Source organism: Blautia sp. NSJ-175 (assembly GCF_022867815.1).
GTDB classification, from domain to species: domain Bacteria; phylum Bacillota; class Clostridia; order Lachnospirales; family Lachnospiraceae; genus Blautia; species Blautia celeris.
The window spans coordinates 23,585-46,660 of record NZ_JALIFQ010000023.1 but is presented as its reverse complement, the minus strand read 5'-3'; the positions used below and the strand labels follow the sequence as shown (position 1 = coordinate 46,660).

Genomic DNA, 23,076 nt, shown 5'->3' with positions numbered 1-23,076 from the left:
TCATCACTCCATTATCTCCATTACCTTTTGAAATACATCTGAGCATTTCATCCTTACTTCAATCATTCCTTTAGAACTTACAAAAATTTTATCTACCAGCTCGTCTATCAACTTTTGATTGAATGAACGATCATCCAGATATTGTTCCAGATTCTTTTCAACTTCCAGAAATTCTTCTATACTTTTCTCAACCATACGTTTTCTGACCTGTGCCTGATTGATGCCTTCTGTAAGTTTTTCTTTTTCCTGCACATAATGCTCTTTTAATGCTAGATACTCCTGCTCATCCAATAATCCTGTGGCAAAGTTTTCATACAGCGTTGCACTTGTCTCCTCCGCTTTCATAAGTCGGTACTGCATATTCTGAATCTTCACTCTTAACGAAACCAGTTCACCTTTTTCACAAGTTCCTTCCTTCATTTTTTCCAGAACTTCTTTCTTATCACACATAACCTTAATCATATGATGAATCTGATCCATGACTGTTATCTTCAGTAAATCCTCATGAACTTTCTGTCTGCAATATCCCGGCTTACCATCATACTCTTTGCAATAATAGAAGCCCTTTCGTACTCCCTGAGACTGTCCAAAGTTTGTATAACGCATATATGTCATCGTCGTTCCGCACTCCATACATTTTACTTTTTGAGGAAAACTATCTTCCACACCTGCCCATCTGCTACGTCCACGTCTGAAACTTTCCTTCATAAAATCACTTCGCTTTTCCCAGCGTTCCTGCACTTCCTCAAAATCTGTTTCTGCTACAATAGCCTCATGTGTATTTTCATGGATAATCCACTCACTTGGGTCGGTATGATGCTCTGGCATATTCCGGTACTTTGCAGCTTTCCTTTTTCCATATACAGTAGAGCCAATATATGATTGATTTAATAAAATAGTCTTGATTCTGTCCCCAGTCCAGCGGTCTGTTTCTGGAATCTCCATTTCAATTTCGTGTGTTGCTTTATATGCAAATGGAGTCATAATATCCAACATTTTTAATCTCTTTACAATATCACCTGTTCCCTTTCCCATCTGATACCAGCGAAAGATTGCCTGCACGATTGGAGCAGTTTCTAGATTTACCTTCAACTGATTTTTTTCTTTATCAACATAATATCCATAAATGCTTTTTGCGATTTTCATATCACCACGTTGGCTGTGCATTTCAAAAGACAGCACTCTCTTTTTTGACGCATCCTTTGCATACATTTCGTTTATCATGTTTTTTATCGGCATCACCATGCTGTTTCTATCTTCTGCCCTGCTGCTGTCGAATTCATCATTGATAGAAATAAGCCGGACATTCAAACACGGAAAAATGGTTTCTATATAGTATCCAGTTTCTATAAAATTTCTTCCAAACCTTGATAAATCCTTTACGATGATAGCCTGTATCTTTCCCGTCCGGACATCATCCATCAATCGTATAAATTCTGGTCTGTCAAAATCTGTTCCTGTGTAACCATCATCTACATAAGTGTCTACCAGCTTATATTCTTCATGATCCTGGATATACTGATGCAATAACTCAATCTGAGTCTGGATACTTTCATCATTTTCCTTTTCAACAGAAAGTCTGGCATACGCAGCTGTTGCAAGCTGTTTTTGCGTTATTATTGATGCGAAAACCTGTAATTCTTCTTTTTTCTCCTGAACAACATTTGCTCTCCTACTCTTTCGTGCCATCTTCAAAATCCCCCTCAAACCATTTCTGTGGTAATCTTTCTTTCCAATCCTGATATTTAAACTGTACTTCTACCTCTTCATATCTGACGCACTCAATCCGTTCTATCCACGCTTTCACATGCTTTCTCGTGATTTCTTCTGGAACTATCATTTCTGAAAAAGTCTTTATCCAAAGATTATCTTTACTGAAACATTTTTCGATTTCCTTAATCTGTTCCAGATAATCCTGAAGTTTTTCATCGCACTCTTCAAATTCTTCTATATTGACTTCTCTTTGCATTGCATATTCATCTTCTGAAATTTTTCCGGCTATCATGCTGTTATACAAAGGAAGATTTCTGGATTCAATCAAAAGCATTTTTTGAAATATCAATTTTGCTTCTGCCTTTATTTTCAGAATACGGATTTCTTTTTCGTATTCCCAGTCAAAGCTACCGATCATCCCGACAATCCTTTCTGCCTGCCGTTTTTCATTCTCAATTATCTTATGAACTTTCTCATAAACCTCATCAAAGGGAATATGCCCTCTTTCGTATACAATCTCTTTTGGTTTTGGATAACTCAACCGGAAAATCCGAATCTTTAATCTCTGATGTGGATACAGTTTCAATGCTATCCCAGAATCTTTATCAAAAATCCTGTTTGAAAATGGATTAAGTGGCGTTTTCCCTCTGACATGATCACTATATTTCCTCACAGATAATTTTGAATGGGCTTTTTCAAAAGTCTCCTTATCAATAAGGACTGGACAACTAAACATTTTCTTTTTTCCATCAATCGTCCGTTCCCACTCTCCTATGTACTGGCGGTTATAAATAATTCTCTTTACCTGTGCCATTTTCCATGGTGCATTTTCATCCTTGATAGGTCTGCCCCAAAGTTTATTTACATAATTCCCAGAACATTCAATTCCGTCTGCTGTCATTATCTTTGCTGTCTCATTACAGCTATGTCCCTCACAAATCAGCTCAAAGATTCTTCTGACATGTTTAGCTGCTTCCGGATCAATTTCCAACTCCATCTTTCCTTCTTTATATTTGAACCCATACTTCGGATAAATTTTACTTTCGTTATATTTTCTTACCTGATCTGTTGTGAATTTATTTCTGTAAGCCGCTGCTTTCTCATCCAGATATTTATATGTTTCCTCTTCACTCACATCACAGGAGCAAAAATCATCCTCCACTACGGCAAAATACACACCTGCCGGAACAAACATGCTCCTGAACATCTCTGCTGCTACATTGGAATTTCTTCCACATCGAAACATTGAATCCAGAACTACGCAATCAAATTCTCTTGCGATTGCGTCCATTTTCATTTGAAGATATGCTGTTTCTTCATATACATCCTTTTTACGGTCTGAATATTTTTTTCCGAGTGTCCATCCTCTTTTCTTTATGTAGTCCTGTATTCTCTGATTCTGCTGACCGATAATATCTTTTGGAATCTCACCATTCTCCATACAGGAAACCGTCCGGGTATAACTTACGCATCTCATAACTCTCCTACCTTTCTCAGCAGATCACCATTTGCAAACGCATACTTAACAAACTCCGTGATTTCATCTTCATAATTAAAATGAATTTCTATTCTGTCAGTGCTATACACAATAATCCTGTCAATCAACATTACTACGGTTTTTCTATCCAAAGATTTTATGTTTCTATATTGTTTAAACTCAGTTACCCATTGCTGTGTACGCATCTCATTCGACAGCATTCTTTTTTTCTTCTCTTCCAATCCTTTCATAGATACTTTTGCATTCTCTATCTTTTTAGAAAAGTTCTGTTTCAGCTCTCGGTATTCCTCTCTGGAAATAATCTTGTCCACCATATCCTGATATAGATTAGCTTTCAGTTCTTCATATTTCTGGATTTCCTTATGAAGAGTTTTCATCTGTGTATCCAGTATCTTCACGCCAAACTGCTGCTGTGGAAGATTTTCTATCTGTGCGATAATCTCATCAGCTTTTACAATCAATGCAACCTGACTTCGGATTGCCTCCAACACTGCTTTTCGCAATTTTATATCACTGATATTATGAGAACTGCATCCCTCTTTCCGTTTATAGGTTGAACAATGATAGTAAAAATATTTCTTTCCTTTTTTAGTCGTTGTCCGTCGTACCAAATTCTGTCCACAGTCTCCACATCGAAGAAGACCAGAAAATTCATAAATACTTTCTTCTTCTGGAGAAGTCCTTGTATCAAGTTCCATCAGTTTCTGCACACATTCAAAGATTTCCTTTGAGACAATCGGTTCATGTGTACCTTCCACTCGAATCCAGTTCTCTGGCTCTATCTTCTGTCGGACATTCACCTTGTAATTAATTTTTCTGGTTTTGCCCTGCACCATGGTTCCTGTATACAGTTCATTCTTTAAAATTCTTAAAACCGATGATACGTCCCATTTTGGTTTTTTCCCTGCCATAAAACCTGAACTGTAATTAAAGCCACAGGCTCTCTTATACTCGGCTGGTATCAGCACTCCCATTTCATTTAATCGTGCTGCAATATTCTTTGCACTATACCCATCAATCTTCATGTTAAAAATCATCCGTACAATTTCTGCTGCATATTCATCAATTACCAGATGGTTTTTATCTTTCGGATCTTTAAAATATCCATAGCCTGCATAGTTTCCTATAAACTGACCTTTTTTTCTTTTTATATCTAACTGACTTCGGATTTTAATTGAGATGTCCCTGCAATATGCATCATTCACTAAATTTTTGAAGGGAACTATGATTTGATCTGAATCGTTTGTCGTATCAGCACTATCATAGTGATCATTCACTGCTATAAACCGAATACCCAAAACCGGAAAAATCTTTTCAAGATACCTTCCTGTCTCAATATAGTTTCGACCTAATCGGGATAAATCCTTGACGATGATACAGTTAATCTTATGATTTCTTGCATCCTCCAACATTCTCTGAAAATCTGGACGCTCAAAATTTGTACCACTGAATCCATCGTCAACATATTCTTTGACCAGTGTAATGTCACTATGTTGCTTTACGAAGTCACGAAGCAAACTTCTTTGATTGCGTATACTATCGCTTTCCACTTTATCTCCATCATCTTTGGAAAGTCTCATATATAACGCTGCTAAAAATGAATTTTGACTTTTTAAATACATAAAGCCATCAACCTCCTAATTTACTCGCTTTGTAGCTGTAAACCAAGAAATTCATGGCTCTTTAGATGCTCTTTAAATTTTGACCCACATCCATGTTAACATAACTTCTGGTCTCTTGCCACACCTTTTTTCAAATTTTTAAAACTTTTTTTCTGGAGAGATACATCTGCTCAAACACGCTTCCAAGGTATCCTGTCCAGCAAAGCTAATCTTTACAATCATTCCATTTGATATATGACAATAAGGATTCTTTACCTGTCTGATATAATCAGCAATTCTTTCTTCCAGCGGAAGCTCTGTATGAATCTCCACATCATCCAGATCAACCAAGGTGCTTTTATCTACATTGCGGATGTCAACTGCTGCCATTTCCTGCAATTCTTCTATCGTCGGCATTTTTCTGTTGTCCATTTCTTTACCTCCTACGATTTCTCTTTTTCCATTAATCACAGGCGGCAGAGGGCAAAAGGTCATATAAATTTTAAATTTTTTTATTTTTTTGTATTTTCATCTGTCTTTTTGGTGTCTCCCACGCATGATTAGGGGAAAGTATTCTCTCTTAGAGCAAGTTTCGCAATGTCAGACAAAAACCCCTCCGGGATTTTTTCTGCCTTGCAACTTGATGGGGATTTCGTTTCCCCATACCCTCGACCGCAATCAAAGATATGCGTATTGGTTCCCATTGCCATGGTCACAGCGTGATGATTCTTCATCACTTGCTTTCACAGCAAGCTGTAAAATTTTCTCTCTCCTATGCGGAACCAATGTACAGAAAGGAGCATCCAATGACAAGACCACAAAAAGAATCTGATATGAAACGGGAACACCGGGTAACAATCCGCCTGACTGACACTGAATTTTCTATTATAGAAAATACGGCAGAACAGGCAGACATGTCTATTTCCGAGTACATGCGAAAACAAATTATGGAGGGACAGGTCAATACTAAATTTGAGGTTGTTGCAGATGTCAAAGAAATAAAAAAGCTGATTGGTGAATTGGGTAAGATAGGAAGCAACCTCAATCAGATTGCCCGATATTTTAATCAAGGTGGAATTATCTCCTCAGAAATGAGAACAGAAATTAAAAAATCTCTCCGGGATATTTATGAGATGAAATATGAAGTGATGAGAATGGCAGGTGATTTCCGTGGCAGTGATTAAACATATCGCAAGCAAAAATGCTGACTATAGAGAATCCGAACGGTATCTCATCTTCCAGCATAATGAATACACCCAAAAGCCAATCCTCGATGATGAGGGGCATATGATATTACGAGATGAATATTACCTAGATGGTCTGAACTGTGATCCATTTACCTTTGCATCTGAATGTCAGGAACTAAACAGCTATTACCATAAAAATAAAAATTTCAATGAGATCAAGTCTCATCATTACATTATCAGCTTTGACCCAAAAGACAGAGAGGAATGTGGACTGACTGGTGAACGGGCACAACAGCTTGGACTGACTTTTGCAAAGAAGAACTTTCCCGGTCATCAGGCTTTAGTCTGCACACATACAGACGGTCATAACGAAAGCGGCAATATCCATGTGCATATTGTGATCAACAGCCTTCGGAAATATGACGTACCCCAAGAACCCTATATGGAATTTGACTGTGAATCAAAAGCCGGATATAAACACCACCTAAGCACAGCCTACCTTACTCACTTAAAACAAGATATTATGGACATGTGTCAGAAAGAGGGCCTGCATCAAGTTGACTTGCTCTCTCCTGCTGAAAGAAAAATCACGGAAAAAGAATACTGGGCACAGCGTCGTGGACAGGAAAAACTTGACAAGCTCAACCAGAAAATGCTTGAAGATGGTATCACACCAAAAGAGACTCGCTATCAAACAGAGAAACAGTTTCTCCGGGATGCTATTGATGATGCTGCAAGCACCGCCAAGTCACCAGAAGAGTTTGCACAAATCCTCGATAAAAAATATCATATCATCTTCAAGATCAGCAGAAACCGGTACAGCTATCTTCATCCAGGCAGAAAAAAATATATCACTGGACGAAATCTCGGAACACGATATGAAGAGGATTTTCTATTACAGACATTTAAGGAAAATGTAAAATCACTCTCTGATAGGAAAATGAAAATTGAAGAACCACAAGTTCCAAACACTGTGAAAGATTTGCAGACAGCACTTTCTCCTGATTCTTCCGATATTCCTGTACCGTTCATTTTCATAAAATCAGATCTCCGACTTGTGATAGATTTACAGACCTGTATCAAAGCACAGCAGAGTGAAGCCTATGCTCAAAAAGTCAAACTCTCCAATCTGAAACAGATGGCTCAGACGGTTGCCTATATTCAGGAACATGGATATAACTCTCTTGAAGATTTCCATACGGCACTTGACCAGGCATCCAATCAGACCAGTGCCGCCAGAAAATCTTTAAAGGATACAGAACAACAGCTTAAAGATGTGAATGAGCAAATACATTTTACCGGACAGTACCTTGCATACAAAAACGTATATGCCGACTATCGTAAGAGCCGCAATAAGGATAAATTTTACGAAGAACACCGGGCAGAGCTTTCCCTTTATGATACAGCTCTCCGAACACTGAAAGAAAAATCTGCCAGAAATAAGATTCCTTCTATGAAAGCCCTCTATGCTGAAAAAGACCGGCTTATTGAATTGCGAGATACACAACGGGAAAATTTTTCTAACCACCGGGATTATGAACGGGAGCTTCATAGCGTTTCCGCTAATATTGATATAATCCTTGGGAAGAGTCACGAGCAGGAACAATTCCAAAAGAAAGAACCTAATTTGTGAATTTTTTATATAAGCTTCATTAGTTATGGGTAGTATTTTTTTATTCTTCTCTCTACCCATAACTAATTCGCAAGCACTCTTCTCAAATCAATTTAGGGTAATGCTCCGAAATATATTCTTGCATAAATATTGGATCAACCGATATATTCATTTCTTTTCCTCTTTGATTCGCTTGATCGTGTTCTTTTTCAAATAAAATTGTATCATTCGGAAGTATATTTAACAATTTTTCATATACCTCTATATCCTTTTTATCTTTTGTCCTAACACTAAAGGGATTAATACAAAATATGCCACAATAATTTTCTAATTTCCATGGATCAAATCCTTCTATTTTTCGTATATGTCCTTCAACTATATTCGTTAAGTAAATAACATCAACTGTCATAGCCAGTTCTAATTCGTAATTTATCGCAAAATCTCTTTACCGCTTTATTATTTTGAAGAACTCCCGCTTTATATAATACAGATATATTTTCCCAAAAAAGACTAACTGACTCATTTGTCATATTTTCCATTATAATATGCTCATTTTGATTTTTTAAATATCCGTATATCTTATTTATTACTTCATTTTCTGTCATAATATTTATATCTCCCATTTAAAGCTTGTATATTTAAACTTCTCAAAATTCATACACCTATTATACAATCCCTCGTTTCTTTTTTTCAACAAAAATGGCCCCGCCACATAAGTAGCAAGACCACTTTCGTTGAAAATTACTTCTTCTTCCTCTCCATCTCCTCTTCCACTGCTCTTTGTTGCTGCGGCTGTCCTTTGCCTTGATTGGCTATCTTTTGCTGATGTTTACGAAGCCGTTTCAGCACAGATCTCCGGGGAGCATTTTTATTTTTTTTCTTTGGAGTATTGTTCATCAGTCCATCAATCATATTGTAGTTGGCTTCTTCTGCCATCTCTGCACTACGAAGATACTCTCCGTTGTCCATGACCTTCTGCCAGTTTGCCAGCTCTGGTTTCTTTTTCTGCTGCTCTGGTAACTGCTGTGTCTGATTCGGTTGCATCTGCTGTTGCCTTTGCTGTTCCTGTTCTTTTGCTATCTGCTGTTGCATAAAGTTCTGGATGTTCCGTCTTGCTTCTTCGTCAAAGCCATTGTAACAGTCATTCATAACTACTGCCCCATCTTCACTGAGAATCACATAGGCGGCTCTTGTCCCATACTCTTCATGTTCCATCAGAAACCATTTTTTCTCATTCATCAAAATATAATCCTGAGCAAGCCATGTACCTTTCTTTCCTTCGATTTCATATCCCGTTGTATCAATGGAAAGTCTGGTATCAGAGGAATTTTTGATTGTGAGAAATTCTGGAACAATGATGAATCCGTCTTTATTAATATAGTAAGCTGTGGTTTTTCCCTCATCTGTGATAACCAGAACATCGCTGCATCCGATGGAATGACCTTTGAAGTTCTTCGGTCGTTGTTTCTGCAGGCGTATTTTTATATCCGCCGGAGTTTCCCCCGGCTGGATTCTTCCAATGTACACCTGCTGATAGTTCTCAATGCTGACGCTCTTTCCTTCGCTTCTCAGCTTTTCATAGGAACGGAAACGAACATCCCGGTACTCTGGTGTTTCTTTTACCTGATATACTGCACACTGACTTGTACTCATTCCTCGTCCTCCTCTTCCAGTTCCGCTTTATAATCTTCCAGATCCATAAGAAAAATCTCATAGCCTTCGTCACTCATGCAGAACAACTTTCTTATGGTATTGCAGACCAGCCCGATCATATCCGCATCCCCTTTCAGAAATGGAATGATATTGTCGATGGCTTCCATCGTGTCATTTCTGTTTCCTTTATCAAACATTGCCGTTACTAAACATTCGTCTGTATCAAAGTTCATTGCCAGATCCATCATAATTCTACATCCCCCTTCTTATGTGCTTTAGGTTTTTCTGCTTCTTTATTTTTCTGCTCCTGTGCTTTTGCCCTTGCCTGAAACTCTTTTAACGACTGCAGCACAGATTTTTTCAGTTCCCCTTTTTCACCCTTTGCAGGCTCTTTGTTTTGTTCCCGGTTCGGTTCTACTGATACGGATTCTTTCTTGACTGGTGTTTCTGAAACTTCCTGTTTCACTTCCACGGTCTGTTCTGCTTCCTGCACTTTTCCATGTTTCTCATTCAGATACTTTTCCATATCGTTAATTGCTTTCTGTACCAATGGGCTTTCCTTATAATGAGGAATCATATCTATCAGTTCCCTGTCCACTCTATCCCAACACATCAGTTCATATTCCCCGGAATAATCCTTATCCCCGTCCTGCAGGTCAAAACCAATCCCTTTGCCTCCATGTAGTCGATCTGCCGGAATACTTTCATAAATCTTAATCGCTTCTTCCAGAGTAAGATTATTATGGTACTCACCCATGACCGGGAACTCCATGCACTCTGCTACATAGAAACTGATCGTAGCTTCTGGCTGTTCCTGCTCAGGCTGTCTGGTAAAGATAGAAAGGGTTTCTGCATTTTCCAGACGGGAAAGTAATGACCGGGCAGTTATCACATCACTGTCTATATCAGATTCTTCCGATACTTCAACGAGCCAGTCCTTTAAACACTCTGTTTTCTTATTCAAAATGTCCTCTGTAATTTTCTCCACCTGTTCTTCCCTATTCTCAACGGTATCTTTATATTCGTAAGAGTCATATTCATAGCTGAAATTATCTAAATCAGCCGCCAGCTTTTTGATTTCCTGCTGATCAAGGTAAGCATCTGCTTCCTTCATATATTCTGCCAAAGTGATTCTTTCTTCAGCAATAGGATTGATGTCCACCTTAATACCTGCCATTGCTATACCATGAGCATTTAATTCATTGAAGAAACTGTCCTCCCGGATATTGCCACGATAAGAAAGCACCACATCAAGGTCAGAATCATCTCTGTAAAGTTCCTCTCTACTTCTGGAACCATGCACCCTTGCTGCAAGTAGCTCTACTTCGTTTTCTAATCCCATTTCTTCCAGAATACCCTGTGCATGATACAAGACACCCTGTTCCACTTCTGCCCTGCTAAGACCATTTAATGCTACTTCATCTCTTCCAATCTCAGAAGTCGCACGAAGCTCACCTGCCTGTAGTAAATCCTTTGAATGTTGGATGGTCATTGCCTCAAATTCTTTATAGTCCACTTTAACACATTCCATATCATCCATTCTTTCACTTTTCAGGATTTCATAAGTAGCTTTCTGAATGGATGCGTCTGGATTATCGTAATCACCACTCTGGATTTCATGCAAATCAGAGTCATAAAAAATAAAGGAATATCCTTCTTCTGTTGCCTGTATGCTCAGATACCCTTTGCTCTCGGTAAACTGCATTGCGATTCCTTCATAGGTTTGCAGTGCTTTTTCCCTGTGAAATCCTTCAAAAATACTTGCCGGGCAGTTTTTTTCTAATTGTATCCGCTGCATCTGTTCTTCCTGAACTTCTTCCACATCTGCCATCAATTCTTCATAATCCACTACTTTTGCGTCTTCCAATGAGTACCCTTTATCTTCCAAAATATCACTGGCAGCTTCATCTACATAAATTGTCGGATTGTCATAGATTCCTCCATCATCCTCCTGATAATCTTCATTGTAAAATGTATAATCATAGCCATCTTCTGCAGTCTGGATTGTAAAGTATTGTTTTCCAATCTGATATGCAATCTGTACCTCATTCCAGTCCAGCATATTTTCCATTATATTTACCGCTTCATATATTTCCGGATTCAGCCACCCTCCGATCTGTTTATATGCATGGGTCAGCTGATCTATTCCGTTTTCACATCGGATAAAATCCATGCTTTCCTGCATTGTTTCCGTATTCTGGATACCAAGCACTTTTTCCTGATGATTTGGCAGGCGTAAATATTTATGCATCGCTTCATCCAGTGATTTATACCGGTTTACTTTTACTAAACCCTCTGCATTTACATCTTCCATCACATAAAAATTATCAACGTAATGAATCTCTGGCATTTTCAACTTTATGCCTTCTGGCAGCTGCACCTCACTGACTGCATGGAAATTAAACCGGACATCCGTTCCAGATTCATTTTTTCCTGCCATCGTTTCTTCCCAGGTGTCTTTCTGTACTGCCTGTATTTCTTTGATTGTAAGTGTCTGTCCACTCCGCAGGGTTACAACAGAATCTTTCGGGAATTCTGACAAGTCATAAAGTGTTGTTCCATTTTCCTGCAAATATTCCGATACAGCTTCTAACGCTCCTGCATCAAACCCATTCCATAAGTCCTCCGCTACAAGCTGTCCATTTTCTGCTACGATAATGCCCGCCACGTTGGCGCCAAATTCATCATGTTCCATTAAGAAAAACTTCTCCCCCGCATATTCCTTTTCATCAACCGTATGCCATGTCCCATTATGTCCTTCTGCTTCATATCCTCTTGTCTCTGCCGTGATCGTCACTTCATTTTCTCCTATCGCCTGTTCTATCCTCTGCATCCGGATCTCAGCTCTTGCCATGTCAATAAACCCATCTAAAACTGCCGGGTGGCTTTCGATCACATAATCCAGGTTCAGATTTCTGCCCCGGCTGACATTTTCCGGGACTTCGATATGCTCCGCCCAGTCTTTGTTCTGTCTGGAAAATCTTCCATCATGGGAAAGTTCACGGATGGTATTTGCCATAACAAAATTCATACGTTCTTCCCCGAAGCGTTCCACGACTTCTTTTGCCGCATCCTGCTTTAAGTGCAGCCCGTCAAAATTCTCCCGGATGGCTTCTTCGATTGCTTTCTTACAGTCCAGGTTTAACTTTCTGGAATCCAGATAAGCATCCACATCCCGTTCTCCCATTGCCTGTTCCAATGTTCCTTTATAAACTGGCGGATATGCCCTGACGGAATTATGTTCCAGCATGTTCATTCTCTGCTGGACAAACTCTGGAAGTTCCTGAAATCCAAAAGAATCTACATAATAGGCTGTAATCTCTGCACCCCTGTTTATCACGATCACATCACTTACCGATAAGGAATGACCACGGAAATCTTCCGGTCGGTCAATGTTAAAGCGTTCAAATATATTGTCTAACGTGATCGTTGGCATCCACGGTGCTGCATAAACCATCCGGTAATCCTTTCCGTCAATGGTATAGCCCAGACTCTTTGCGGATTCTATTCCCATAAACTGATAAGTATGCTCATCTCCACTATCCATCTGATAAATGGCAAACCTTCTGCTTTCTCCATGCAGAAGAAGTGTCTCATCAATCTTTTCCGCACTGTCCTGTTCCAGTTTTTCCTGTCTGGCGGCAGCTGCTTCTCTTTCTTTATGTACTTTCCATTCTGCTTCCGTAATACCAAAAATACCGTCATGTCCCAGGATTGCATTTTCTGTTTCTGCAAGAATCTGTCCTGCCTGCTCTGGATTGTCTGGATTTCCATGTAAAAGAAAAACTTCCGCACCCTCACGATACAATTCTACTGCCCTGTTTTTTTCAAGAGGATACATGTGTTCCAGTCGGATTCCTGCTTCGTGCATTTCTGTAAAACCGATCATGCCATCTGGAAAATTGTCAATCTGTGCCTGTGTTTCATTCATAAGGCTTCTCGTATATTCACTTCCCGGTCTGCGGATTGCAGTCATCATACGGTTCACCAGTCCAAGCACTTCGTCTTTGTCATCCATCTTATATGCAAAATTCACAATAAGATTTCTCTGGGAATCTGTGAAGTTTCCCGTATTGGCAGCTTCTGCCGTTTCAATCAGACGGTGGGCATACTGCATTGTTGTTTCTTCTTCAATTTCTGGTTCCTTCACTGGAAAGTTCGCCCTTGCTGCCTGGATCACTTCATACACCAGTTTTGAACCGGCTTCATCATAAGATTCTCTCATGTCCCATACCAGGTCATTCAGTCTCTCCACCTGTCCGGGAAAGGTTTCTGCATATTCACTTACAAATGCCTTTTCTTCTTCTGAAAAAATATGTCTCGGAAACTCTGCTTTTTGCACGATCATCTCTGCCTGCTCTTTCGGAGAAAGGTCAGAAAAAGAAGTAACTCCTGTGTCAGCATCATACTCCACATCATAAAAATCAATCGGATAGTTCTCTCCGTGCCTACTGCTGTCATACAGTGGTGTGACGGCAGCACCTTTTTCTTCCAGAAAACTTTCCAGAGGTTTCTCATTCTCCTCTATCTCACCACTTTCCAGAAGGCTGACGTATTCTTCCACATTCTGTTCTAACTGTTCCCTGCTCATATTTTCGATCAGATCATAAATAAACTCGGAACCCATGCTGCCCGAAAGATGCAGGATCAAATCTTCCTTATGGAAGGTATCCCGGATTGGTCTTTCCATTTCCAACTCGTGCATCTGTGTCTCGATATTCTCAATAACTTCTGAAGATGTTTTTCGGATGGTATCCATAGATGCTTTCAACGCCTTCATATCCCTGCTCTCGCACCAGCTGGCGATATAGGTAAACGAATATTCTGAAGTATCCAGACCAAAATGGTTGCAGACTATGTAAGCAATACTTTCTGCTTCTACTTCTTTTGTTGTCCGGTCTTTTAAAATTCCTTCCGCATCCATTACCTCCCGGTCATGCAACAATGCGTGGCTCACCTCATGGACTCCTGTTTTCATGGTCTGGACATTACTCATATCTTCCTGAATTGCAATATACTTTTCTGTCTGATGATAATAGCCTTTTGCTTCCCCTTCTATTTCCATCATGCGGATTGGCACAGGAGAAATGTTCTGCAATGCTTCCATAAATGTGTCATAAAACTGTACACTCCCGGTAAGCTCCGGCACCTCCAGTTCTGCGATCGGTTCTCCTTCTGTCTGGCTGACATCAAATACTGTCGCTACCCGAAATCTTGGGATAATCATTTCCACAATCTCTGTTTCTGGTTGTCCATCTTCACCAATGATTGGTTCCTGTGTATCCGGGTCAATCCTTTCAATCTCCTGTTTTTCTCTTACTGGTGTCGGTGCAATAATCTGGATTCCTTTTTCCCCACGTTTTACATGACGGTTAAATTTCTTCTGCCATGCCTGATACCCTGCCACCAGTGTTGCTTCCGGTTTCTGCATGGTGATCAGCAGCGTATTATTAAAACTGTAATTGTGGAACTTGGACATGGTATTCAGATATTCGGTATATCTCTCCGAAGTAAAGATTTCTTTTACTCCCTGCTCCAGACGTTCCGATATTTCTTTTAACTGTTTTTCTATATTATTTGCCATAAACAAACCCTCCATTTTATGTCCCCGCCAGAGAAAACTCTGACGGGAAATCTTTTATAACTCCTGTTCGTGTTTTTTCTTTGCAGCTTTCTGTACAAGTGGCTGTTCCGCTGTATTCTGCTGTGCCTTCTCCTGCTTTAAGCGTTCCAGAATAGATGGCTTATGGATTCTGTCTGCTGTTTCCGGAAGTTCTTTTTCTTCTGCAGTATCCCTGCTATCTGTGCTGCTTCCTTCTCTGCCAATATCCTCATCTGCCATAATCGTCTCATTACCCTTTTCATCCATGTTCAGCAATGCATTTAACTCGGATAACCGTTCCATCTTTTCATTCAGCTCTGCTTCTTTCGGGAATGGTTTCTTTACCTCTTCCTGTGCAGTAGCAAGCTGCTGTTGTACGGTTTCCAATTTCTGCTCACTTTCCGTCAGCTTCCTGTCAATGGAAGAAAGGGTGTTATGGATACGCTGCATATTTCCTACCGGGTCTTTTCCGATTTCCAGCTTATAAGAACATTTTCCTTTGACCGTCAGTTCAAATGCATTGGAGAACATATTGTAGGAAGCAGATAACGTAAACCCATGATATTCCCCGACCTTTCCGCCGGTGCTAACGGTTTTTAGCCCTGCACAGGCAGCGATCAACGCTTCGCCTGCTTCTTTCTTATCTTCATAAAGGACATTTCCTACCGTCATGGCAAATGTGTCATTATCCTGTAAATCCACGCTTTTTACTACCTGGGAATCTATCTGCATCCCGGCAATCCGTTCTTTCAATGCACTGATCTGTACCGGGAAATTCTTTGCAATATCGGATTCCAGACGGTAAATCTGACTGGTGTGGTTTGCCTTTAAGAGTTTCAGCTTACTCACCTGCACATCCAGATCCATTTTTTCTTTAATGTACGGATTGCCTGTGGCAAGTGCCTTGATCTCTGCATAGGACAGTGCGGTATCATCCACATCTTCACATGCCCTGACTGGTGATTTACTGGTCATGATCTGACTGATGAACTTCTGCTTATTCTCCAAAATCTGCCACATATACGCATCAAAAGTGTTCTCCGTCACATACCGGAATATCTTTACTTTGTCATTCTGGTTTCCCTGTCTTAAAATACGTCCTTCCTGCTGTTCCAGATCAGACGGCTTCCACGGACAGTCAAGGTGATGGAGGGCAATGAGCCTGTCCTGTACATTGGTACCAGCACCAAGTTTTGGAGTGGAACCCATAAGGATTCTCACATGCCCGGCCCGTACCTTTGCAAACAGTTCCGCTTTCTTTGCCTCCGTGTTGTATTCATGGATAAACGCAATCTCTTCTTTCGGGATTCCTCTGGCAGCCAGTTTGTTCCGGACATCATCATATACATTGAAAGTCCCATCCCCTTTTGGAGTAGACAAGTCACAGAAGATCAGCTGAGTTGTCCGGTCTGCTTTTCCCTCGTCCCATACCTGAAAAGCATTTTCCACACAAGTATTGACCTTGCTTTTTTCGGCATCCGGGAGAAGTTCATTTAATAGCCTCTGATCCAATGCACATTTTCTTCCGTCGTTGGTGATCTTGAGCATGTTATCCTCTGTCGGATTCACAAGACCGCCTCTTACACTTTCGGCACGTTCTGAAAAAGCACTGACCATTTCCTGCTGTTCTTCACTTGGCTTCAAGACCTCATTGATAAACTCTGCTTCCGGTACAGGAAGATTCAGCATATCCGAAGTCTGAATATCCGCAGCTTCCTTAAAAATAGAGATCAGCTCCGGAAGATTGAAAAAACGGGCAAATCGTGTTTTCGCACGATAGCCCGTTCCTTCCGGTGATAATTCGATTGCGGTTACTGTCTCCCCGAACGTTGCCGCCCAGGAATCAAAGTGTCCCATACCCATACGCATGAGTGTGTCATACTGGAGATAACGCATGATAGTGTAAAGCTCCGTCATACTGTTCGATACGGGAGTACCTGTAGCAAAGGTGATCCCTCTGCCGCCGGTCAGTTCATCCATGTACCGACATTTCATAAACATATCCGAACTTTTCTGTGCATCCGTCTGTGAGATACCCGCCACATTCCGCATTTTTGTATACAAAAAAAGGTTCTTAAAACTATGACTTTCATCCACAAACAGCCGGTCTACGCCCAACTGCTCAAAAGTTACTACATCATCCTTTCTGGTCTGGTCATTGAGTTTCTTCATCCTCGCCTGCAGACTCTTCTTTGTTTTTTCCAACTGCTTGATGGTATAATTCTGTCCTGCCTGATGTGCCGCTTCTTCAATGGAAAACGTAATATCTGCGATCTGATCTTCCAGCATGGCAATCTGCCGTTCCCTTGAAAGGGGGATTTTCTCAAACTGTGTATGTCCAATGATCACGGCATCATAATCTCCTGTCGCAATACGGGAACAGAAACGTTTTCGGTTTGCCGGCTCAAAGTCCTTCTTTGTTGCCACCAGGATATTTGCTCCCGGATAGAGACGTAGGAAATCACTGCCCCACTGCTCGGTCAGATGGTTTGGCACAACATAAAGATTCTTCTGTGAGAGTCCCAGCCGTTTTGATTCCATACCGGCTGCGATCATCTGGAACGTCTTCCCTGCTCCTACGCAATGAGCCAGAAGGGTGTTATTTCCATACAGCACATGAGCCACTGCGTTTTTCTGGTGCGGCATCAGGGTGATCTCCGGGTTCATGCCGACAAACTGAATATGGCTTCCATCATATTCCCGTGGACGGATGCTGTTAAATCGTTCATTATAAATCTTACAGAGATCTTCCCGTCGGTGCAGGTCTTTAAATATCCACTCTTTAAATTCCTCTTTGATCAGCTCCTGCTTCTGCTGTGCCAGCATTGTTTCCTTCCGGTTTAATTCCCGGTGTTCCCCCTCGGCATCCTGTACCGTGTCATAAATCTTGGTATCTCTAAGGTTTAAGGCATCTTCTAAAAGACGGTAGGCATTGGCTCTCTGTGTTCCATAAGTGGAAGTGACAAGGGCATTTCCGTAGCTGTCCACATTCTTTCCCATAACATTCCATTGTCCGGTCACTTCGGCATACTGGACTTTAACCTTGCTCCCTATATAATATCTTGGTGTATGGAATGTCTCTGCCATGAACTGTGTGATATAGTTCTCTGAAATCCAGGTTGCTCCAAGTCTTGCCTCAATCTCTGACGCATCCAGGTCTTTTGGCTGTACCTGCTCTAAATACTGCACGTTGACCATATATTCTGGATGATTCCCAGCAAATTGTTTGGCGATCTGCAGTTTTTCCCTCACATTTCCAGAAAGATATTCGTCCGATGGCTCCCATTTTTCACTAATCGGGTTCTTAAAGATTACCCCTGCCAGTTCTTCGGTAAGCTCCTCTTCTGTTTTCCCGGAAAGCTGTGCCATATAGGAAAGGTCAACGCCTGCCCTCTCACCAATGGAAACCGCAAGTGCTTCACTGGCAGTATCTACAGAAGTTACCGTTTCTGCCCGGCGTATCGTTCTCTTGGTAAAAATATCTGCCTTCCGTTTCAGTTCTCCCTTATCATCCAGAAATTCCAGAGAAGTCAAAAGACAATAGCTGCTGTCCTGACTAAATGCCCGCTTATTGGCATTGCTGCTGAGAAGACCATATTTTGCTGTAAAGGTATCGTATTCTTCATTAAGTTTTTCCTGCAGCTTTGTGATCTGTTCATCGCTTCCCTCTTCCATCTGGCACTGGATCAGTTCATTCGTAATATCACGAATCTTCACCATCCCTTTGACACGTTCCGCTGTCATTGCCGGAAGCTCCATGCGGTTCATCACAGAGTTTTCCCGGTAATAAACTTCATCATCTACCACAGTAAAACTAAAATTCTTTACCTCCGGGTCTGCCGGGATAGAGACAACATCCTCCTCCAGCTCTGTATCCGAAAGTTCCAGTTCCGTGATCGTACCATGGATATTCTGGACAGCTTCTTTTAATTGTTCTTCTAAGGTAATTCCTTCTTTTGGTTTTACGGTCACTTCCTGCTTTCCATACTGGGTACTTTCTGTAGTAAACTCACCAAGCACCATTTCCGGATGCTCTGCAAAATAAGCATTGACTGAATAGCCTTCCGGTGTTTCCTTTAAATTTAACCATTCCGGTTCCTCAATGGATGCCCTGTCCCTTTTCTGGAAAAACAGAATATCAGAAACAACACTGGTATTAGCATTTCTCTGGAACGCATTATTCGGTAATCGGATGGCTCCAAGCAGTTCTGCCCGGTTTGCGATATACTGTCTCACTGCCGGATTCTGCTTATCCATCGTTCCACTTGAAGTTACCACAGCCATTACACCGCCGGGACGGATCAGATCAAGGGATTTTGCAATAAAATAATCATGGATCATAAAATGATGCCGGTCATATCTTCGGTCACTGACCTGATACGCTCCAAATGGAACATTACCTATCACACAGTCGAAAAAGCTGTCTGGATAACTGGTTTCCTCAAATCCCTGCACGGCAATCTTATTTTTCTGGTAAAGCTGTTTTGCGATCCTGCCCGTAACCGGGTCAAGTTCCACACCATACATATTGGCTTTGCTCATACTCTCAGGGATCATTCCCATAAAGTTACCGACACCACAGGACGGTTCCAAAATATTTCCCTGTTTCAGTCCCATATTTTCCAGTGCTTCATACATACTTCGGATCACGGTTGGGGACGTATAAAAAGCATTTAAGGTCGATGCCCTTGCTGCACTGTATTCTTCTGGTGATAAGGTATTCTTTAACTCCAGATACTCATTCGCCCAGCTGCTGTTATTTTCCTCAAATGCCTGTGGGATACCGCCCCAGCCAACATAACGGGATAAGATTTCCTGTTCTTCGGGTGTTGCCAGACGTTCTTCTTTCTCCAAAGTCTGTAACAAATGGATGGCTTCCATATTTGCCTTATACTTTGCCTTCGGACCGCCTGCCCCAAGGTCATTATCCTGAATCCGAAAATTATGCGGTTCTGTTACAATCTTTTCTACTTCCGGTTTTAAATATGGCTGGAATTCTCCCTCATATCCAAACAGTTCATTTTCTCCGGGAATATAATTGCGTCCGGTTTCCAGACACCGGAATACATCGGCAGTCGGTGCATTGCTGACTGCATAAAAATCATCATACGAATACTTTGGGAAATCTTCTGTATGGTAGGTTGATAAATGCAGTTCTGTATTGGAACGGGTCTGTGCAACCAGATCTTTTCCTTCTATTCCTTCCGGCAATACCCCTACTGCTTCAAAATGATACCCCTGATACGCAAAAACACCTTCATCCCAGGACTCCGCCAATTCTTCTGCTGTTTTAGCTGTTACCTCTTCTTCTGGTTCTTTTTGTTCCTGTCCCTCAGAAGTTTCTATTATTTCCTGCTCCTGACTCTCTGAAATAGATTCTTCAGCAGTAACTTCTTCCTCTTCTATTTCCTCTACATCTGACATATCTACTACGGTCGGTTCTGTCACTGCCTTCGTATCTAAGAAATCAAACATGGTCATCTGGTGCCCGGATGGTTCCGCAAAAGACGGTTTTACTTCCGGTGTCGGGAATATCGTATAGGTTCCTTCTACATACTGGTGGAGTTCTGAAAGAAGTTCTGTTTTCTGCTGATAGTTTGTCCCATACGCTTCAAAATCCAATGGAAGAGCTGCCAATGCTGCATCCATCTTCTGTAACAGTTCCTCTGTCTGCTCTGGATTCTCTAATACTGCCTCCATTTCTTTTCCTGGTTTTTCCCAGAAGAAGTCCTCCGTAAATGGTCTGTCCATCTCTTCCGGAAGACGGTCATAAAAGCGGAGTACCTTGTTCGCCATCTGTTCCCGTTCATATTCCGGCATACGAGCATAATCTTCTGCCTGCAGGAACTGGTCATTCTTGATCAGATAAGCTACTCTGTTTGCAACTTTATTCCAAGATAATAAAATTGACGTATATGGATTCCCATAAGCACCTCTTGCAAGAAACAATCCTTTTCCATCATAGTTTGCATGTGAATCATCGGCACCAGACAGTGCATGACTGCTTCCACCAATCCCATACTGTTCCTTGATAAAACCTGTCCTCGCTCTTTCATCCTCATGCAGCAGATAAAAGGAATACGTCCTAAGCCTGCCCTGTGAATACGCTCCACCTCCTGCAAGATAAGCATCAATCTCATCCTGTGTAATGAACATCGGATGTTCTTTCCTGGCAAACCCATCCCTTGCCTGATAAGGGATGATCTCATCCGCAAACTTCTGAAACTGCTTTGAGATATTTACAGGATTATAATGATGGAAACGCATAATGGAATGATTTTCCTCATAGGCTTCTGCCAGTGCATCCAGTCTTTCATTTAGTTCCGAAAGCCACTGGGAATCTTCCAATTTTTCTTCCAGATAATCTGTGATCTCCGGATAGATACTGCGAAGATGTGGTAAGTCCTCTTCGTCAAAAACAATCTCGGCTACTCCTTCTGCCATATCCCCTTTCATATAGGCAAGAGCCTGGGCGTGTTCTTTTACTGCATTACTTCTTGCCGCATCCAATACAGACTGTGGTGCATATTCACCCTGGTCTAAAAGCTGATGGATACGTCCGCTGACATCTTCCCATGATAAAAATGCCTTATCTAAGATATGGTCTGTAACCGTATGCCCCACTGCGATCTGCATCCCGGTTTCATCAAACCAGACTGAATATTCCTTTCCATCAATCTGAAAGCCTTTTCCACCTTTACGGTATTCACGCTTTACAAACTCCGTATATTCCTCCGGTGTCTGTTCGCTCATGAAATTATAGATGATCCGGAGCTGGCTGGCTTTCCGGTTTCCTCCTGTCCGTAAGATTTCATCAACAACTTCCTCTGGAATCGGGATTTCTCCTGCATAAAGGGCAGCTGCCCTTTCCTCGATGTTCCGCCTTTGTTCATCTGCAGTTGGATATTCGGGCAAAGATAAAGCAGAGGCGATCTCTTCCTCTGCTTTACTCAATCCATCTTCTCTTGTATCTTCGACTAACTGTATACCAATTCCGTCAAGATGCTCTCTTCCGCTGTTGCCATCAGTGCGTTCATGTGTGCTGTCCATGCCATCGGATCTGCTTCCTTGTCCGGTGCCGGATTCTTCTCCAGTAATTTCTCCATCTGGCTGTCCATTCTCTCCTGTGCTGCTTTCTCGATCTGTTCCAGATGGCTGTTCAGCTTCCCGGTCAGGAACAGGCTCTGATAAAGGCTGTTCTTGTGTTCCTTCAGAAATGTCCTCCGCAGCATCCCGTATTTCCCGATCGTCACTTCTTCCTCTTCGACGGTCAGATTCGGAAACAGGTAATCTCCCTTGCGATGATATGTCAGTTCCATAATCGGTTCCTCCTTCATTTTCAATATTTTCTTGTTTTTTCGTTTCTGCATCCCGTTTTTTAGTTTCACACATTAACGTGGTAAAGTTATTATAATTCCTTTCATTGGAATTTTCAACCTCTTTTCTCGCTTCTTCCAGAGAAATTTTATGTACGGTCTTTCCAATATCAATCAGAATACTCTCACTGAGCTGGCTTACCGTATTTCCAAGAAAGGTGAGAACTGACAGACGGTTATAATCTGTGATATGCATGAAGTCCTCTTCTTCCAGAAGTTCCATCGGATCAAGCCCGCATCGCCTGGAAAGCAGATAGTAAACACTGTCTGTTGCCAACTGACGGAAATCACTGCGAATCGTCACCTCATCCAGATCTTCCAGATAAGTACCTTCTACAGCATATTCCAATCCGTCTAGGTATTCCTCCAGATTATCACTGACCATTTCCCTTGCGACTGCCATCAATGCATCCTGCAAAGTTGCTGTATCCTTTTCTTCCAGAGCATAGACCTCTGCCAGATGGGTGAGGATCTCTTCTCTCTGGTGTTCCTGCATCTGCCAAAGATACGGGCTTCTGCCCCCGGCTACCATGTGGGTATCCGAAATATCAAACACATAACGGAGTCTGGTATGCTGCCCTGTTTCATCAAGCAGGGCGATTCCCCTTGCACCACGGTTCACCCATCGGAACATCTTTTCATTCCATAATTCCAGTGATGCACAGGCCGTTGCTTCCGGATGCTGTGCATGGATCAGAAGCTGGTCTGAAAAAGAATAACGATATAACCTTGATGCTGTGTCCATATAATCCATCCAGTCTCTGGGGGAACCGCTCACTGATACAGCATGTTCCTGTGCCAGATCCCGGATGTCCTGTAATTTAGACATATCGC

At 41.5% G+C, this 23,076-nt stretch carries 12 protein-coding genes; 2 read left to right on the top strand and 10 right to left on the bottom strand.

Features of this window, described 5'->3' with window-relative positions; genetic code table 11:
• Positions 1-3: 3 nt before the first annotated feature.
• The 4 genes from MUB35_RS24915 to MUB35_RS24900 all read right to left on the bottom strand — a co-directional run bounded on the left by MUB35_RS24915 (position 4) and on the right by MUB35_RS24900 (position 5,244).
• On the bottom strand, positions 4-1,689 hold the full coding sequence (locus MUB35_RS24915) for a recombinase family protein (RefSeq protein WP_244807010.1): 1,686 nt from the start codon (positions 1,687-1,689) through the stop codon (positions 4-6).
• Positions 1,673-3,154, bottom strand: a complete 1,482-nt coding sequence (locus MUB35_RS24910; RefSeq protein ID WP_244807009.1) for a recombinase family protein — start codon at positions 3,152-3,154, stop codon at positions 1,673-1,675. The genes MUB35_RS24915 and MUB35_RS24910 overlap by 17 nt, the downstream gene beginning before the upstream one ends.
• Positions 3,155-3,186: 32 nt before the next feature.
• Positions 3,187-4,833 (bottom strand): recombinase family protein, encoded by a 1,647-nt coding sequence (locus MUB35_RS24905; RefSeq protein WP_244807008.1) that lies wholly within the window; start codon positions 4,831-4,833, stop codon positions 3,187-3,189.
• Between the two features lie 138 nt (positions 4,834-4,971).
• Entirely contained in the window at positions 4,972-5,244 is a 273-nt protein-coding gene (locus MUB35_RS24900; protein ID WP_118486049.1) for a DUF6870 family protein, read from the bottom strand.
• A gap of 374 nt (positions 5,245-5,618) precedes the next feature.
• On the opposite strand from MUB35_RS24900, the gene MUB35_RS24895 reads away from it, so the two are divergent.
• Positions 5,619-5,996, top strand: coding sequence for a DUF6290 family protein (locus MUB35_RS24895; RefSeq protein WP_055214074.1), 378 nt, complete (start codon positions 5,619-5,621; stop codon positions 5,994-5,996).
• Positions 5,983-7,632, top strand: a complete 1,650-nt coding sequence (locus MUB35_RS24890; RefSeq protein ID WP_244807007.1) for a relaxase/mobilization nuclease domain-containing protein — start codon at positions 5,983-5,985, stop codon at positions 7,630-7,632. The genes MUB35_RS24895 and MUB35_RS24890 overlap by 14 nt, the downstream gene beginning before the upstream one ends.
• 82 nt (positions 7,633-7,714) lie before the next feature.
• On the opposite strand, the gene MUB35_RS24885 is transcribed toward MUB35_RS24890, so the two are convergent.
• The 6 genes from MUB35_RS24885 to MUB35_RS31085 all read right to left on the bottom strand — a co-directional run bounded on the left by MUB35_RS24885 (position 7,715) and on the right by MUB35_RS31085 (position 23,071).
• Entirely contained in the window at positions 7,715-8,020 is a 306-nt protein-coding gene (locus tag MUB35_RS24885) for a hypothetical protein (protein WP_244807006.1), read from the bottom strand.
• Positions 8,010-8,216: a hypothetical protein gene (locus tag MUB35_RS24880; RefSeq protein WP_244807005.1), complete on the bottom strand. Its 207-nt coding sequence runs from the start codon at positions 8,214-8,216 to the stop codon at positions 8,010-8,012. The genes MUB35_RS24885 and MUB35_RS24880 overlap by 11 nt, the downstream gene beginning before the upstream one ends.
• Before the next feature lie 136 nt (positions 8,217-8,352).
• Positions 8,353-9,264 carry a YodL domain-containing protein gene (locus tag MUB35_RS24875; RefSeq protein WP_187002775.1) on the bottom strand — a complete coding sequence of 304 codons (912 nt, stop codon included), beginning with the start codon at positions 9,262-9,264 and terminating at the stop codon, positions 8,353-8,355.
• Positions 9,261-9,512 (bottom strand): transposon-transfer assisting family protein, encoded by a 252-nt coding sequence (locus MUB35_RS24870; RefSeq protein ID WP_055056601.1) that lies wholly within the window; start codon positions 9,510-9,512, stop codon positions 9,261-9,263. The genes MUB35_RS24875 and MUB35_RS24870 overlap by 4 nt, the downstream gene beginning before the upstream one ends.
• On the bottom strand, positions 9,509-14,848 hold the full coding sequence (locus tag MUB35_RS24865; RefSeq protein WP_244807004.1) for a DUF3849 domain-containing protein: 5,340 nt from the start codon (positions 14,846-14,848) through the stop codon (positions 9,509-9,511). Before MUB35_RS24865 ends, MUB35_RS24870 begins: the two co-directional genes overlap by 4 nt.
• Before the next feature lie 54 nt (positions 14,849-14,902).
• Positions 14,903-23,071 carry a DEAD/DEAH box helicase family protein gene (locus MUB35_RS31085; protein WP_331477636.1) on the bottom strand — a complete coding sequence of 2,723 codons (8,169 nt, stop codon included), beginning with the start codon at positions 23,069-23,071 and terminating at the stop codon, positions 14,903-14,905.
• Positions 23,072-23,076: the final 5 nt, after the last annotated feature.

Bases quoted from the DNA above. Each gene is read 5' to 3' on its own strand.
- MUB35_RS24865 (WP_244807004.1), bottom strand. From the start codon at position 14,848: ATGGCAAATAATATAGAAAAACAGTTAAAAGAAATATCGGAACGTCTG.
- MUB35_RS24880 (WP_244807005.1), bottom strand. From the start codon at position 8,216: ATGACAGAAAATGAAGTAATAAATAAGATATACGGATATTTAAAAAAT.
- MUB35_RS24885 (WP_244807006.1), bottom strand. From the start codon at position 8,020: ATGACAGTTGATGTTATTTACTTAACGAATATAGTTGAAGGACATATA.
- MUB35_RS24870 (WP_055056601.1), bottom strand. From the start codon at position 9,512: ATGATGGATCTGGCAATGAACTTTGATACAGACGAATGTTTAGTAACG.
- MUB35_RS24895 (WP_055214074.1), top strand. From the start codon at position 5,619: ATGACAAGACCACAAAAAGAATCTGATATGAAACGGGAACACCGGGTA.
- MUB35_RS24905 (WP_244807008.1), bottom strand. From the start codon at position 4,833: ATGTATTTAAAAAGTCAAAATTCATTTTTAGCAGCGTTATATATGAGA.
- MUB35_RS31085 (WP_331477636.1), bottom strand. From the start codon at position 23,071: ATGTCTAAATTACAGGACATCCGGGATCTGGCACAGGAACATGCTGTA.
- MUB35_RS24875 (WP_187002775.1), bottom strand. From the start codon at position 9,264: ATGAGTACAAGTCAGTGTGCAGTATATCAGGTAAAAGAAACACCAGAG.
- MUB35_RS24910 (WP_244807009.1), bottom strand. From the start codon at position 3,154: ATGGAGAATGGTGAGATTCCAAAAGATATTATCGGTCAGCAGAATCAG.
- MUB35_RS24900 (WP_118486049.1), bottom strand. From the start codon at position 5,244: ATGGACAACAGAAAAATGCCGACGATAGAAGAATTGCAGGAAATGGCA.
- MUB35_RS24915 (WP_244807010.1), bottom strand. From the start codon at position 1,689: ATGGCACGAAAGAGTAGGAGAGCAAATGTTGTTCAGGAGAAAAAAGAA.